The organism is Streptomyces sp. NPDC013457 (assembly GCF_043089925.1).
In the GTDB taxonomy this organism is placed as follows: Bacteria; Actinomycetota; Actinomycetes; order Streptomycetales; family Streptomycetaceae; genus Streptomyces.
In genome coordinates, this window is the sequence record NZ_JBICBL010000013.1 from 192163 (window position 1) to 206879 (window position 14717).

Below are 14717 nucleotides of genomic sequence, written 5' to 3' on the forward strand. Positions count from 1 at the left end.
ACGATGTCCGAAGCCCAGCGTTGCCCACTTGGCGATCACTCCCGCTCTCCGCTCCCGCCACGGGCGCGCAGGCAATGATGAGGAAGCTCGCGGTCAGCGAGTGCCAGCGGCCCGTCTTGCGCGCGGGTCGGGCACGGTGTCGAGCAGGGCCGCATGCCTGCATGGCCGTTGTTCAGCGGACCCAGCTCACCAGCACGGGCGGGATGAAGGAGATGCAGTGGCAGGCACGGGCCACCTCGTGAGCGTTGAGTTTCGACACCCTGATGATCACGAACCCGTGCCCCCTCTGCTCAGCACCCCAACCGGTCACCCGGCGCGACCAAACGCCCGACCCCGGGGTCCGCCGCCCAAGCCCTGGGTGCCCAGCGGGATGGGCTTGCAGAGCTCGGCCTTGCCCCTGACGCCGAAGAAGTAAGCGGACTTCTTGGTGGACTTGTACTCCTGCACGTTCTGAATGACCAGGGAGTCGTCCGGCCGAAGGGTCACGCTCCAGTTGCTGCCCTTCGAACCCGACGACTCGCGATTGAGTGACTTCGAGTCCGGATGGTCGTGCCAGCCCTGACTGATGACCTTTCCCTTCTCCTCTGCCATGCACGTGTAGCCCTTCGGCGGGTTCTGAATGCTGGCCCCCGCTCCTGTGGCCCGGACCTTCTCCGCCAGCTCGTTCTGTTGCCGCTGATCCAGCGTCAAGTCACGGACTGTTACGGCAATGCTGCCGTCCGCTTGCTTCTCCACCGCATACGCGACCGAGCCGCCCTGCACACTGGGCAGTGCGGCCGAACCGCCCTGCCCGCCAGCCAGTCCGAAGCTGAGCGCTGCCGCGCCGCAGGCGACTAGGCCGAGCGCCACTCGGCGACGGGTGACCATCCGGCGAGGCGCCGGCTGGGGACGCTGCGCCACCGACTGCTCGATCTCGCGCTTGAGCTCGTCGAGCAGTCGGTCGTCGAAAGTGTTCGTCATGCTTCTCCTCCTGCGTAGCTGAACTGCGTGGGCTCCGATACGGCCAGGGCGGCAGCGCGCAGCGTCTTGCGTGCGCGGTGCAGCCGTACGCGAGCGGTGACTCGGCTGACTCCCAGGGCCGCAGCTGCCTCGGACACGGTCAGCTGGTCGAAGGCGACGAGCTCGACCACCGCCCGCTCCCCCTCGGACAGGTCGGCGAGCGCCGCCATGGCCTGACGGCTCGCATGTTCGGCGTCGAGCCGCTCCTCGAGCCGGGTGATGTCGTCCTCGTCCAACAGCCGACGGCCGGCGATCCGCGCCCGCAGCTCGGCATGGCGGGCGGTACGGCGGTACTCTGCCGAGACGAGGTTGCGGGCAATGCCGTACACCCAAGCCGCCTCACTGCCACGGCCGGGGCGGTAGGTATGCGCCGAGTCGATCACCGTCAGGAAGATCTCGGCGGTGAGGTCGGCCACGATGTTCGGATCGTTGACACGCCGCGCCACGAAGCGCGTGACGCCGTCCAGATGACGCCGGTAAAACTCCTCGAACATCAGTGGGTCCCGTGCCGCCTCGGCCGGTCCGCCACGGTTTCTCGCCTTGCGCGTCATCGAGACCCCTTCACTTCTTTCTCCTTCTCGTCGCGCTGCAGAAGCGCGAAGAGCCGCGCCTGTGGGCCGCGCACCTCCACGTGGCCCTACTTGCACTTGCGTTACACCAGTACTTGGTGCGAGAAGCGAGACGCGTTACAAGAGCGTGCTGTGGGTGGTCCGCCGTGTCCGTCACATCTGTCGTCTGGAGCATGGCGACTCGACACGGGATGAAATCAGGAGGCAACGGCCGCGGCGGGCATAGCCTGACCCGCAAGCCCCGCCTCGCTTGCCCGGCTGCGCTGAACCCGCAGCCATCCTCGTGGGGACTCATCGGCTCAGCACTCGACCTAAACGCCCGCTCAAGCGGCAAGGTGCTGCTCGTGGGGGCACTCGCTGGCCCGTCTTGCCGAATGGCCGGGCGGCGCGTGTCATGGGGTAGTAGCAGATGATCGCTTCCAACGCGTAGCGGCTTTGAGCGGACCGGTACCATCAGGAGGCCTTGACGTGGTCGTCCGCGTCCAGCAGCGCATCCTTCAGCCGGTCGTCGAAAGCAGCAACGCCCCAGTGGGACAGCTGCCTTGCCGGCATGCACCGCCCCTACTGAAGATCACGAACGGGCGAGGCGGAACATACCGGCAGGGAATGAAACTTCCGCGCCCTGCGCGGGCTCTGCACAACTTTCCGAGCAGGAGCAAGCAGATAGCGACTACGTCACGAAGATCGCCCAGACAGGCCTCGGTCATAAGAGTGATGACGGCAGGATGTTCATACCAGGCGTAATGTCGCCATTGCCTACCAATAGACATGTTCGCCATGGAAGACTCTGGTCGTCGGCACACCTGCCACTGGCAGATTCAACCGCCAAGGGGGCACATCACCCGCACTCTCTTTGGTGGGCGGCAACGGTGGATGAGGGACGCTGCATGAAGTCGCCGGCAACGCCCCGCCTCCCTCTCGTCGGAGGCGGGGCTCCTTCGCCTCACGGACGCGCACTCGTGCCGCGGCGGGCAACAAGCATGTGCGGGCGTTTCGGGTACCCAACCATCGACGTCGGGGATCTTAAGTTCCGAAGCCAAACACTTTCTTGGCAGTTCAGATTCTCGCAACTACACTTTCACGCACGATGGCGGGCGATCAATCAGCGACTGACCTCCCGGATTGGTGGCGCGTCCACTTTAGTGGACGAACACGGCAATGGCCCTGGGTGTTGGTTCGAACGTTAGGCTCGCCAGATGGCTTCGCCAGCCACCATCAGCGGTCGGTACTCGAGTGGCCATACACGAATCGACCGCGCAGCGGTTGCTCGTCGTCTCGGCGCCATGCTGGCTGCTGCAGTTGCCCGTCGGAGATGTCGGCTCGCTGCTCCCTGACATCGCGAATCGACGACGTCTTCCACGCCTGTACATATCAGTTCGTTGGCCCTGACACCCTTGGAGAGATCTCATATCATGAGTGCGCCATTGCATCTTGCCGAAATGTCTCTGCCCTTCGCCTGGGTAGACGTCTTTGCCGACATCCCGTTGACGGGCAACCCCCTCCCCGTGGTGTGGGAAGCCGAACTGCTTGATGAGGGAACGATGCGGGCCGTTGCCCGTGAGTTCAACCAGTCCGAGACCACGTTCGTGCTCCCGCCAACTCTTCCGGGGGCGCACCGGCGCCTTCGCTCCTTCACGCCTTCAGGTGCCGAGGTGACCGGCGCCGGCCACAACACACTGGGTGCCTGGTGGCTGCTCGCCAGCGCCGGGTGCCTAGACCTGACCGAGGGCACAACCACCCTGAACCAAGAGATTGGGGGCCGAACGCTCCCTGTACGCATCGACGTCACCGACGGACAGCCCACTGCGATCCTGCAGTTCCAGGCTCCGCCCGAGATGAACGCACCGCTGGACATTCGCGAGGAACTGGCCCTAGCTCTGGGCCTGAAGCCTGAAGACCTGGACACGTCGATGTCACCCCAGGTGGTCTCTACCGGCGCTGCCCATCTGCTCGTCCCGGCAACCGACCGAGCCGCCGTCGACCGCGCAGCTCCTGATGCACCGCGGCTGGCCCGGCTATTGGCACAGGCCGGCGGGCAGGGCTGTTACCTGTTCACTTCGGAGCCGCCCAGCACGGACACGCATGCCTACACCCGCTTCTTCAACCCCACCGTTGGAATTTGGGAGGATCCTGCGACGGGAAGTGCCGCTGGGCCTCTTGCTGCATACCTCGTCGCCCATAAGCGCATCGCCGCAGGCATTGCTGTCAACATCGAACAGGGGCACCGCATGGGGCGCCCGAGCCGGCTCACTGTTCACACCGGGTCGGAAGGCATCGCCATCGCGGGCCGCGGCGTCACTCTTGCCGAAGGCCGCCTTCGCCTCCCGCACACACGCGAGTGAGGTGGAGGCGCGTCATATGATCGAGCGGATGTCGCTCGCCATGGCACCGTTAAGGTCCTGGGCATCCAGGCCACACCACCGCGGTTGCGCAGATCTGGGTTCTTCGGCTGTCCTCTAAGAGGTCGTTTTCTCCCGTTGTTTCATCCCGGAATTTGGTGTTTGGTCTGTGGTGTCGGGTCACGCCAGGAGATGGTGCTTTCGCCGGTGATGCGGCGGGCCATGAGGCCGGTCATGGCGAGGTGGATCATGGCTTCGGAACGGGTGGGCAGGGTTTCGTAGTCGCGGGCGAGGCGGCGGTGGAGCATGAGCCAGCCGTAGGTGCGCTCGACCGCCCAGCGTTTCGGGATCGGGGTGAAGCCCCTGGTCCCGGGCTTGCGGGCGGTGATCTCCATGTCAATGCCGAGGGTCGCGGCGTGCTCGACGAGGTGCTGGCGGTATCCGCCGTCGACCCACACTTTCCGGATGCCGGGGTGGTGGGTGGCGACCTGGTCGAGCAGTGCGGTGCCGGCGACGGAGTCCTGCACGCCCGCCGCGGTGACCAGCACGGCGAGGAGGAGTCCGAGCGTGTCGGTGACGATGCTCCGCTTCCGGCCCACGATCTTCTTTCCGGCGTCGATGCCCTGGCCGGCAGCGGGGACGCTGGTGGAGGTCTTCACGTTCTGGGCGTCGATCACACACGCGGAAGGCTCGCTTTCCCGGCCTTCCTTCTCGCGCAGCAGCTGCCTGAGTAGGCCGTTGAGCTGGGCGAACACTCCCTCGTCCGCCCACTTGGCGAAATAGCCGTAGACGGTGTTCCAGTGCGGGAAGTCGTGCGGGAGGTAGCGCCACTGGACCCCGGTCCGGTCCACGTACAAGATCGCGTCCATGATGTCGCGCAGGTCATGCTCGGGCGGCCGCCCGAAATCCAGAGCCCGGCCGCGGCGCTCGAACCGCCAGGCCGCAAGCACCGGCTCGATCAACTCCCAGCGGGCATCGGACAGATCACTCGGATACGGGCGTCGCTTCGCCATGCTTCCGGCCTACCGCCGCAGACCGAGTGCGCCCAGGCGCACAGTGACGCCTACCGAAGCACTCAGCCACGGAAGCCGGGCGTCCTGGGATGAGACAGGCGCAAGCCACCTCCCGCCTCACCCGTCACCCCACCTGACGAGCTAGAAACAACCTGCATCTCCAGCAACACAAGCACCACAACCCAGCGGACCGAAAATCGCCAGATACCTCAGCAATGCAGAAGAAAACGACCTCTAACTGGTGGTTTCAGAATGACTTGTGATGGCTCGCGTGCAGGCATCGTCTGACATGCGTAGGGGCCGCGGAGCCCGCTATCCACGGGGTCGCGGCACCGCCGGACAGGGGAGCGCTGTTCGCCCTGGACTGACGTGTCAAACCACTCGCTATCGCCCATGCCATGACCTCAAGTGATCATCTGCTTGACCTGATCCAGAACACGCCGGAGATCGATCTACTGCTGCGGTCATCGTTCGGCTTCGGCATCCATCGGAAGCACTGTGGCGACGGCTTGAGGCTTGCCTCGGGTGCGCCGCTGGAGGTGATTGCTGGGGAGGCCGCCGGTGGGGCGTACTTCCTGTGCGCCGAGCAGAACGGTTGCCGGCCCGTGGTGTTCGCGAGTTCCGAAGGGCAGGGCGGGGTGCTCGCCGATGACCTGGCGGACGCGCTGGAGATCATCATCGGCCTGGAGTGGCACGACTGCCTCTCGTTCTCAGGCAGTGGCGATGTGGAGGTCATAGAACTCCGCTCAACACCTCGTGCAGCCCCGTGACAAGTACAACCCGGACATCGACAACGAAGCTGCCCAGGTGGCCGCAGCCCTCTCGTTGCTTATCGTGCCTGTCACTGACCTCGTCATCCGGTTGCAGGCAGCCGCCTCGAAGACCGAACCGGACTACGTCGTGACCGACGACGACAGGCAGGCGTTCGACCCACTGTTTGGCGATCACCTGGAACCTCGCCACGGTGGCTGGCGCTGAACCCAACCGGGCGACGCCATGGTCGGATCGACACCGGCACCTCGGCCGATATCTGAACACGCGTCGGTCAGAATCTCCGACGTGTCTGCCGACCTTGTTGCCGACGATCTCTGGAGCGTATAGCTCCGCTTCTGCCAGCCCGGCCTGCCCGACGCCATCGTCACCCCGGACGACTACCGGTATCGGACCGGGTGGCACTGGCCGACATCGTCTACGTGCTGCGCAAAGGAGCGGCTTGGCGCGATGTGCCCATCCAGATCGTTGGCTGTTCAGGGGTGACCGCCTGGCGTCGGCTCCGGGACTGGACTGAGGCTGGCGTCTGGCCCCGCTTGCATGAGGTGCTGCTGGCCGGGTTGCGAGAGGCCGGCTTGCTGGACATGGACGACGCGGCGATTGACGGCTCTCACGTCAGGGCGTTGAAAGGGGGCTCACGTCGGCCCTTCGCCGGTCGATCGTGGCAAGCCAGGCAGCAAGCACCACCTGATCGTCGACCGGCACGGCACACCGCTCGCAGTCGCGCTGACAGGCGGCAACCGCCACGACGTGACCCAGCTTCTGCCGCTTCTGGACGCAATCCCACCGATCCGCGGCCTGCGCGGACGCCCGCGACGACGACCCCGCAGACTCTTCGCCGACCGAGGCTACGACTACGACAAGCACCGCCGTATCCTCCGCCGCCGCGGCATTACCCCGACGATCGCCCGCCGCGGCGTCGCCCACGGCTCCGGACTCGGCAAGACCCGCTGGGTAGTCGAGCGGACCTTCGCCTGGCTCCACCAGGTCAAGCGGCTCCGCAATCCGCTACGAGATACGTGCCGATCTCCACCAAGGTCTGCTCCAACTCGCATGCAGCATCACCTGCCTGCGACGACTCAAAACCTCATTCTGAAACGATCAGGCAGTACGACTGCCTTCGCTGATGCTTCCAGCCGGCCGGTCTCGGGTCACGCATCCCACCCGAGGATCAGATACCGGCGTAGGAGTGCATGCCGGAGACGAAGATGTTGACGCCGTAGTAGTTGAACAGCCAGCAACCGAAGGCGACCAAGGCGAGGTAGGCGGCCTTACGGCCCTTCCAGCCTGCAGTGGCCCGGGCGTGCAGGTAGCAGGTGTAAGCAACCCAGGTGATGAAGGACCAGGTCTCCTTGGGGTCCCAGCCCCAGTAGCGGCCCCAGGCGTCCCCCGCCCAGATGGCTCCCGCGGTGATCGTGAACGTCCACAGCGGGAAGACAGCCGCGTTGACGCGGAAGGAGAACTTGTCGAGAGACGCCGAGGAGGGCAGCCGGTCAAGGACGGAGGTGGCGAACCGTCCAGGAGCGCCGCGGTTCGCCAGCTTGTTCTCGTAGCTGTCCTTGAACAGGTACAGCAGCGCCGAGACGGCACCAATGTAGAAGACGGCGCCGCACAGGATTGCCGTGGAGACGTGGATGTACAGCCAGTACGAGTGAAGGGCGGGAACCAGCTGGTCGCTGGCGGTGTACAGGACGGTAACGGCGACGCCGAGATCGAGAAGGACCGTGGTGATCAAGAATAGTCCGAGCCAGCGCACGTGCATCTTCAGTGCAAGCAGCGCCAGGTATACACCCACGGCAACCGTGGAGAAGGTGACATTGAACTCGTACATGTTGCCCCAGGGCGCCCGCTGCACCGACAGGGCCCGCGTCAGCACACCCCCGAACTCGACAAGAAAGGCGAGGGCGGTGAGCGAGATGGCGATACGCCCGCTGAGGTCGCCTTGCTCGTCGCCCCCGTGCGCCCCGGCCCCGTCGGGCACGTCCCGCTGCCCGCCAGCCGCCCGCACGGCGACCTTCGGCCGCACCAGTACGGTGGTGGCGCCGCCATTCCTCACGGTGACAGCGGGAGCCACGGCATTCTCGGTCTTCGCCAGTGTGAGTGCGCCGGCGGTGCGGCCGACCTTGCTACGGCTGCCGAGGAGCCATTCGGCGATGTACGCGAAGAAGGCGAGGGTGTAGACGGCCATTGACGAGTACACAAGCATGTTGCTGACAGTGGCTAGACTCTCGTTTGTTGCGAGGGCCAGGTCGGTTGCAGCGGCGAGGGTCACTTCTCAGCCCCTTTGGCAGGTACGACTTGAGGGTGGGAGGTTGTCGTTCTGGTCCTCGAGAGCGCAGTGTCCCGAGGCCTGGTTGCAGTGGAAGAGGGTGAGGTAGCCCAGTTCTCAGCTACCTGGCGGGCGGGCTCCCAGGGGCGGCGCCACCGTCGGCGCCCGTGGCGGCCCACACTCACACTCGGCAGCGCTGGATGGACCGGGAGGCGGGGTACTGAAGATCGCGACAAGAGAGCCAGTTGGCGTCCAGCGGATTGCATGGTGCTGCGTCACCTGGCAGTTCACCCGACTTCCATCGCCTCTGGTGCTCATGGGTGGGACCAAGCCGACTCTGGTTGGGACCGCCCCTGAATCCTTCATGCCATTCGATTCAACATTGCGGGGGACTGGCAGGCGCGTTCGTTGGCTTCGACGCGAGTGGGATGGAACGGGGCCCGGCGTCCGAGCTGGCTCGATGTGCCCGTGCCGTCGCACTGGCCAGCCGTCCGCGACATCGAGGACACCAGAGGAGGGCATGTTCTCATCGAGGGGGGAGGAGATGCGTGGCGTTGGGGTAGACCACGCCGGCCGACAGACTTCGAACGTGATAGCGATCCATCGTCGCGGGCAGTGAGGGAGACTCTTCGAGTCGCTGATCTCCAGCGACTCGTTGATTTTGTCTGTGCCCTTCTGGCCCTTGCCGTCGACGCCCCTACTGTAGGAGTCGGTGCCGGCCTTGTATGTGCGCAGGGCAGGGTTCGGACTGAGCGCCACTCAACGGCCCATGGAATCTTCAGGTGAAGTAGAGCGGGTCTAGCAGTGCTGTCACAACCCTCGCCGGATCCAACTCCCTCTGCGCAGGCGGAAGCATGCGGAAGGAATGCACACATAGGTGAATTGCCCGCGCCCTGGGGCAACAGCTGAGGTCCCCATGCCGTTTTGGCTCTGTCGTGATGCATCTGGTCGGAGTGCAGGCAAGTCACGCTGGCCATCATGCCGTTCGGCGTTTACACATGGAGAATCAGGGTCAGTTGCGTCGTTCAGCGTTGGGATGCGGGCCTGATGCCGACGTGTCGCAAAGTGAGCCCGGGAGCATTCTACCTAGATGGCAGCGTCTCGTATGCTGGTCAAGATGATGTGGCGTAAAGCCGCCACATTTCTCGGGTATGAGTCTTCTTGGGCAACTCGGGGCTCATTGACTTCAATTGGCCCAGGAAGTGAGGTGAAAATTGGACCAGCCTTCGCAGCGAATCAATGTGTAAGGTCGAGCCATGACGAACACTCCCGCCAATGGCTCGAACCCTGCACCCGAAATCCCGCCTCGTATGGCTTGGGTAGACCTCATTCCTGACGTTTTCGAGGGTCTGGTTCGCCTGGACACCTCAGCCCGGTCCGGCCTCGACCGTTCTCTCCTGGAGTTGGTCAGGATCCGTGCCTCCCAGATCAATCACTGCGCCTTCTGTCTCGACATCCACACGAAGGCCGCTCTGGCGGCCGGTGAGTCGGTCGAACGCATCATCCAGCTGAGTGCTTGGGAAGAGTCGCAGCACTTCTACACGGAGAGGGAACTCGCCGCGCTCGAGCTGACAGAGGCCGTCACGGTCCTGACCGACGGATTCGTTCCTGACGAGGCGTACAACCGGGCAGCTGCGGTCTTCGAGGAGAAGGAACTTGCCAACCTGATTGCATCCATTGTGGTCATCAATGCGTGGAACCGGTTCGGGGTGTCGACCAGGAAGACGCCCGGCGGATTCACGCTGGCACAGGACTGACGACACGTCTGAGTCCCACGTGGCCAAGTGATCAGGTTCGTGGGCGGGCATCCGAACGAGGATGGATGCCCGCCCACGATTGCGTGCGACCGGCACTCGGGAAGGCAACCAGACATGGAAAGAGTCCCTTACGGGACTTCGGCTGGCCTCAGCCAGGGCATGGGTGAGGCCAGCCGATCACGACCAGGTTACTTCAGGGGACAGCGGTACCTGTCGTGCAACGCCGCAGATCCACGCGCCAGCGAAGCGATCTGAGCGTGCGGCAAATCTACTCCGAACTAAGCCTCGCAATCGTCTCTTGGCGCAAATACGCCAAGACTCCAGCGATCACGGGAGTCGAGGGGGACCTGCCCGTCCCTGACTGAAAGCTTCGAAAAACACTCCTCTAATGGGCTTCCCGTCAGGTATCAACACGGGCCGGGACGATGCTGTCGGCAACGGTGAAGAGTAGGTCTTCACGGCCCGGGGGACAGATGAGTTGGACGCCCACCGGGAGCTGACCCACGTAGCCGGCGGGAATGCTCAGTGCAGGGAAGCCCAGAAGGTTCCAAGGGCTTGTGAGGGCCAACAGCGTGCTGCGCACGGAGTGGGGTGAGCCATTGACGGTAACCTCACGCTGACCGAGCAGTGGTGCCGTGATGCCGACGGTCGGGGAAGCGAGCAGATCGAAGCGTTCGAGCAGTCCGCTCATATACACCCGCGCTGCTTCTCGCGCATGCTGCGCTCGGATGTAGAGCCAGCCAGGAGTTCCGGCGGCGCTCTGCAAACGATCGAGGACTTCGGCATCGAAAAGTTCCGGTCGATCACGGACCCGGTCGGCATGGGTGGCGAAGGCCTCACTCGTCTGGATGGCGCTGAATGCTTCCCACATGACGTCTGAAGCATCGTGCGGAACCTGCGTCACATCGTGCTGCGAGAGAGAGCTCCGCGTCAGGTCCGCCACCGCCGATGTCACGGGAGCCTGAGACGTCGCTTCGAGCCAGCCGATCCGCGCGACGGTTCCTGCGGGCGGGTGAGGCGCGGAGTGCGTAGGGGCCAGTGCATCCATGACCAGCTGACAGTCCCTGGCAGTGGCACCCAGCACACCTACATGATCGAGACTGGGCGCGAGAGGGAACACCCCGTCGCTCGGCACGCGCCCGAACGCCGGCTTATATCCGGCGATGCCGCACAGCGCGGCGGGGATGCGTGACGAACCTCCTGTGTCCGTGCCCAGCGCAACGGGCACCAGGCCTGCGGCGACAGCCGCCGCGCTGCCGCCGCTGGAGCCACCGGCCATGCGGCTCAGCTCGTGAGGGTTCCTGGCCGGACCGTGCCAACTTCGGTCTCCGGTCGGCCCGTAGCCGAATTCGTGCGTGACCGTGGTGCCGATGATCACCGCTCCCGCCGCCCGGAGCCGTTGAACACACGCCGCATCCTCGGCCGCCCGATGGCTCGCGAAATGAGCCGACCCTCTCGTGGCGGGGAGGCCTGCGACGTCGATGAGGTCCTTTACCGCAACGGGAATGCCGTGCAGTGGCCCCCGATCGATCCCGTCGGACAGCTCTGCGTCTGCTTGGAGCGCGGCACTCACAGCCCCCTCCCGGTCGACGACGGCGAACGCACCGAGCTCGCCGTTCTGATCCGCAATCCGAGCAAGGGCACGCCGGGTCAGGGCTTCGACCGTCGTTTCGCCGAGACGTAGAGCCTCAGCCAGTACTTCGATGTCACTCATGGAGGTCTCCGATCGGGAACTCGTGGTCTGGCGCGAGTTGGCGACGCCGGCTGCCTGGTGGTGCAGACGCCAGCGTCTCGCCTTCCACGACCGCGGCTGCCATCCCCGGGGCAGTACTACTCACAGCTCTGAGCGTGGGGCCAAAGAGCCTGGCGCGCCCGCACTGCGCGGCGGGCCTCGAGCGCCCCTCGCTGCTTCGACGCCCCCACCACGCTTGCTGCTCCGGGGGGGCGGATCCGGGAGCAGGGCGCAGCCCGCGTGGCCTAGGTTGTCGGCTGCTGGTCGGCGGATAGCAGCAACACTTGGCGCAACCGCGGTGGCGCGACTACTGAGACCGAGGGCGTGCTTGGTCCAAACCTGCCCGCCCGGCACCGGACTCGCTCGAGACGGCGGACATGAGGTCGGTCAGGGAAGCACCGTTAGCTGTACTCGAGTGGGGCACAGCGACCGCCGAAGAGGCGGACGGGAACCGGCCGGTCGTACCAAGAGGGGATCGTGTTGCACCTCATGGATGACGGGGTGTGAGCAGTGAGCAAGGGAAAGCGGCTCCCCGGATGCACCGCGAAGTCGAGACGTGCGGGCCGGAACAGATCAGCCGGCCCACTCGCTCGGTAGCTCGGTGGTCAATCCGCCGGCGTGGGAGGAACAGGGCTGCGCAGAGGCAGTGTGGCATCGACCTGGGCCGCGCGCGCCACATCGGAGCAGCGGGCGAACTGGACGTCGCCGCGGTTCTGGGCGTGCTCGATCAGGTTGCGCAAAGCTACCGCTCGCGAGGGCCGACCGCTCAGGAAGGGATGGTTGGTGAGGTTGAACAGGCAGCCGTAATGCCTCATGGCGTCCAGCTCGTCGGTCCACATCTCGAGCACCTTGCGCGGGGACTCGATGACAGACCCCACATGCGGGGCGGGCAGGAAGGCGTACTGCTCCCAGTCGTCGAGAGACCAGTGGACGGGAAGCTCCACGATCGTCCCGGCCCCGGTCTGCAGGTTGTAGGGGCGGTCGTCCCCCATGAGCGAGGAGTCGTAGAGCAGGTTGTACTCGGCGACCAGTGACGGCGTCAGCCACGTTGATGACCAGTTCGCGGCACGATGCCCGGTGATCGGGATGTTCTGGGCGGCGAACACCTCCATGCCACGCTCGAAGTCCGCACGTTCCTCGTCGGCCGTCATCTCTGTGGGCGGACGATGACTGTAGGAGTGGTGCGCGACTTCGTGACCGCGGTCGATGATGGAGGCGGCGAGCCCCGGTCGCTGTTCCGCCACCCAGCCCGGCACGAAGAACGTCGCGGGCACGCCGGTTTCATCGAGCAAGTCCAGGATTCTGGGCACTCCGACATCTGGGCCGTAGGACTGATGAGACATGGTCGATGCATGGGCGGCGTAGTGCGCACCGTGCGCGAGGATCGGTGCCTCGGCGTCTACATCGAAGGTCAGCGTTGCGACGGCGGCAGCTCCGCCTCGCCAGGAAAGGTCCATGCTTCGGCTCCTCGTGCCCGGCCGGCACATCAGTGCCGGCCGGTGAAGATGGGATGGGCGGCTTGCTCAGGCACTCATGTCACGGCGCCACTGTGCGGCATTGTCCAGCGACGCCCGAGGCTGGAGCATTGCGTGGTCGAACGTCTCCAGTTCGTGTCCGCCGGCGATCCGGCTCGGGAGGTCGGGGTTGGCCAGCGCCCCTCGGCCCAGGGACAGCACGTCGGCATGACCCCCTTCGAGAAGGTCGGCAGCCTGGTTCATGTCGTGCATGCCACCGTTGGCTATCACCGGAAGCCCGGTCACCTTCTTCGCGAGCGCGGTGATCGTGTCCCCGTCGTCGAGTCGCGCGGTTTCAATCCAGTCCCGGCCCTCGCTCGCGATGTGAAGGTAGTCGGCGCCGGCGTCGGCCAGCGACGTGAACACGACGCGGGCGTCATCGGAACCGGCCCAGCGGTACTGGAAATCGTTGACCTTGGTCTGCGAGAGACGTACCCCCACCCAGAAGTTCTTGTCGGGAATCTGAGCGCGGATGCGCTCGACGACCTGCGCCGTCAAGCTGATTCGATTCGTCACAGAGCCCCCATAGGAGTCGCTGCGCAGGTTCGTGTAGTCCGTCAGGAACTGGTCGAGCAGGTATCCGTTCGCTGCGTGCACCTCGATGCCATCGAAGCCGGCGAGCCGCGCGTTCAGGGCAGCGCCCACGAACCCCCGCACGGCTGTGTCGATGTCATCGTGGGTCATGGCACGCGGAGTGGGCCAAGGACCGGACCCGCCGTACTCGGGCATCATCTGCCCCATCGGGGGGACGGCAGACGGCCCCGCCGTGTCCGTTCGGAACCGGTTCCCCTGGGAGAGCGCCCCCGCATGCATCAGCTGCATGACAGCACGGGCACCGCCGGTGTGGATCGACTCGACGATCGGCCGCCACGCCTCGACGTGTGACTTGGTCACGATCCCCGGCTGACAGAAGTAGCCCTGGCTGTAATGCGTATCGGTGTAGGTGCCCTCGGTGATGACCAGACCGAAGCCGCCCGAGGCGAAGGCAGAGTAGTAGCGAGCCATTGCCTCGGTGGGCGTGCCGTCCTCACTGGCCGAGACACGGGTCATCGGAGCAACGGCGAGCCTGTTGGCCAGCCTGGAGCCAGCCAGGGTCACGGGCTCGAGAACAGGGTGTGCGACGTTGGTCATGCGGTTGCTCCGTCTTCTATCAGCAGTCTGAGAGGCGTGGGCCTGCCAGCGTTGATGTCTACGAGGTCCTGCGGACAGGCGGACACCACGACCACACAGTCGATCTCCGCCTCGAAGGTGATGCTGTCCCCCGGCCGGGATGTTGCCGTCTCCCAGCTGAGGACACCGTCCCTGCCCACGGGAATATCCATGAATATATTGATCGGCTGCGGCACAGTGTCGGCGGAAAGCCCAAGCGCCGCCAGGGCCGCATGCATGTTCTGAGCGCAGGAGGTGTGGTCAGGAGGAGCGGCGAGGGCCGCGTAACGAGCTGCGTCGCAGGCGGCGATGAGCATGTCGTGCCGGCCGGGCGACGAATCCTCGACGAGCCTGAGGATGGGACGCCGCAGGCTCGTCACGAACTGCTCACCGACCGCGGGAAAGAGGCGGTTGACGTGTGCCCGGGTGTGCGACGCGGAGTGGTGCTCCCGGACGTCATGTGTGAAGGCGAAGACGTCGCCGACCTGCTGACCTTCGACGTCGATGATTTTTACCCGTTGCCCCGCATGGACGAAGACTGCTCTGCCCTCGCCTGCGGGGATGTCGATGCTTTCGCATACCGGGGTCACTGGCTTCATGGAGAC

The 14717-nt window shown here is 65.1% G+C and carries 12 protein-coding genes and 1 pseudogene; 5 read left to right on the forward strand and 8 right to left on the reverse strand.

The window, feature by feature from the left end; all coding sequences use genetic code 11:
* Nucleotides 1–306: 306 nt before the first annotated feature.
* Nucleotides 307–960: a hypothetical protein gene (locus ACF1G2_RS30645; protein ID WP_391801408.1), complete on the reverse strand. Its 654-nt coding sequence runs from the start codon at nucleotides 958–960 to the stop codon at nucleotides 307–309.
* Nucleotides 957–1550 (reverse strand): RNA polymerase sigma factor, encoded by a 594-nt coding sequence (locus tag ACF1G2_RS30650; RefSeq protein ID WP_391801409.1) that lies wholly within the window; start codon nucleotides 1548–1550, stop codon nucleotides 957–959. Before ACF1G2_RS30650 ends, ACF1G2_RS30645 begins: the two co-directional genes overlap by 4 nt.
* Before the next feature lie 1457 nt (nucleotides 1551–3007).
* Here ACF1G2_RS30650 and ACF1G2_RS30655 point away from each other — a divergent pair.
* Nucleotides 3008–3910, forward strand: a complete 903-nt coding sequence (locus ACF1G2_RS30655; protein ID WP_391801410.1) for a PhzF family phenazine biosynthesis protein — start codon at nucleotides 3008–3010, stop codon at nucleotides 3908–3910.
* Between the two features lie 140 nt (nucleotides 3911–4050).
* Here ACF1G2_RS30655 and ACF1G2_RS30660 read toward each other — a convergent pair whose 3' ends face one another.
* Nucleotides 4051–4920 (reverse strand): IS5 family transposase, encoded by an 870-nt coding sequence (locus tag ACF1G2_RS30660; protein WP_391801411.1) that lies wholly within the window; start codon nucleotides 4918–4920, stop codon nucleotides 4051–4053.
* A gap of 398 nt (nucleotides 4921–5318) precedes the next feature.
* On the opposite strand from ACF1G2_RS30660, the gene ACF1G2_RS30665 reads away from it, so the two are divergent.
* The 3 genes and pseudogenes from ACF1G2_RS30665 to ACF1G2_RS30675 all read left to right on the forward strand — a co-directional run bounded on the left by ACF1G2_RS30665 (nucleotide 5319) and on the right by ACF1G2_RS30675 (nucleotide 6787).
* The gene (locus ACF1G2_RS30665) at nucleotides 5319–5690 is read left to right on the forward strand and encodes a hypothetical protein (protein WP_391801412.1); all 372 of its coding nucleotides are present in this window, start codon (nucleotides 5319–5321) and stop codon (nucleotides 5688–5690) included.
* On the forward strand, nucleotides 5677–5898 hold the full coding sequence (locus tag ACF1G2_RS30670; RefSeq protein ID WP_391801413.1) for a hypothetical protein: 222 nt from the start codon (nucleotides 5677–5679) through the stop codon (nucleotides 5896–5898). Before ACF1G2_RS30665 ends, ACF1G2_RS30670 begins: the two co-directional genes overlap by 14 nt.
* Nucleotides 5899–5979: 81 nt before the next feature.
* Nucleotides 5980–6787 (forward strand): annotated as a pseudogene (locus tag ACF1G2_RS30675) (IS5 family transposase).
* A 75-nt stretch (nucleotides 6788–6862) separates the two neighbouring features.
* Here the strand turns inward: ACF1G2_RS30675 and ccsB are convergent.
* Entirely contained in the window at nucleotides 6863–7963 is a 1101-nt protein-coding gene (gene ccsB / locus ACF1G2_RS30680) for a c-type cytochrome biogenesis protein CcsB (protein ID WP_391801414.1), read from the reverse strand.
* Nucleotides 7964–9216: 1253 nt separating this feature from the next.
* Here ccsB and ACF1G2_RS30685 point away from each other — a divergent pair.
* Entirely contained in the window at nucleotides 9217–9717 is a 501-nt protein-coding gene (locus ACF1G2_RS30685) for a carboxymuconolactone decarboxylase family protein (RefSeq protein WP_391801415.1), read from the forward strand.
* Between the two features lie 400 nt (nucleotides 9718–10117).
* Here the strand turns inward: ACF1G2_RS30685 and ACF1G2_RS30690 are convergent, their stop codons facing one another.
* The 4 genes from ACF1G2_RS30690 to ACF1G2_RS30705 all read right to left on the reverse strand — a co-directional run bounded on the left by ACF1G2_RS30690 (nucleotide 10118) and on the right by ACF1G2_RS30705 (nucleotide 14711).
* A complete protein-coding gene (locus ACF1G2_RS30690) occupies nucleotides 10118–11431 on the reverse strand; it encodes an amidase (RefSeq protein WP_391801416.1) in 1314 nt (437 codons plus the stop codon).
* Between the two features lie 623 nt (nucleotides 11432–12054).
* Nucleotides 12055–12906 (reverse strand): polysaccharide deacetylase, encoded by an 852-nt coding sequence (locus ACF1G2_RS30695; RefSeq protein WP_391801417.1) that lies wholly within the window; start codon nucleotides 12904–12906, stop codon nucleotides 12055–12057.
* A gap of 66 nt (nucleotides 12907–12972) precedes the next feature.
* Nucleotides 12973–14094: a tRNA-dihydrouridine synthase gene (locus ACF1G2_RS30700; protein ID WP_391801418.1), complete on the reverse strand. Its 1122-nt coding sequence runs from the start codon at nucleotides 14092–14094 to the stop codon at nucleotides 12973–12975.
* Complete coding sequence (locus ACF1G2_RS30705; protein WP_391801419.1) at nucleotides 14091–14711, reverse strand: DUF1989 domain-containing protein; 621 nt, start codon at nucleotides 14709–14711, stop codon at nucleotides 14091–14093. The genes ACF1G2_RS30700 and ACF1G2_RS30705 overlap by 4 nt, the downstream gene beginning before the upstream one ends.
* Nucleotides 14712–14717 lie beyond the last annotated feature (6 nt).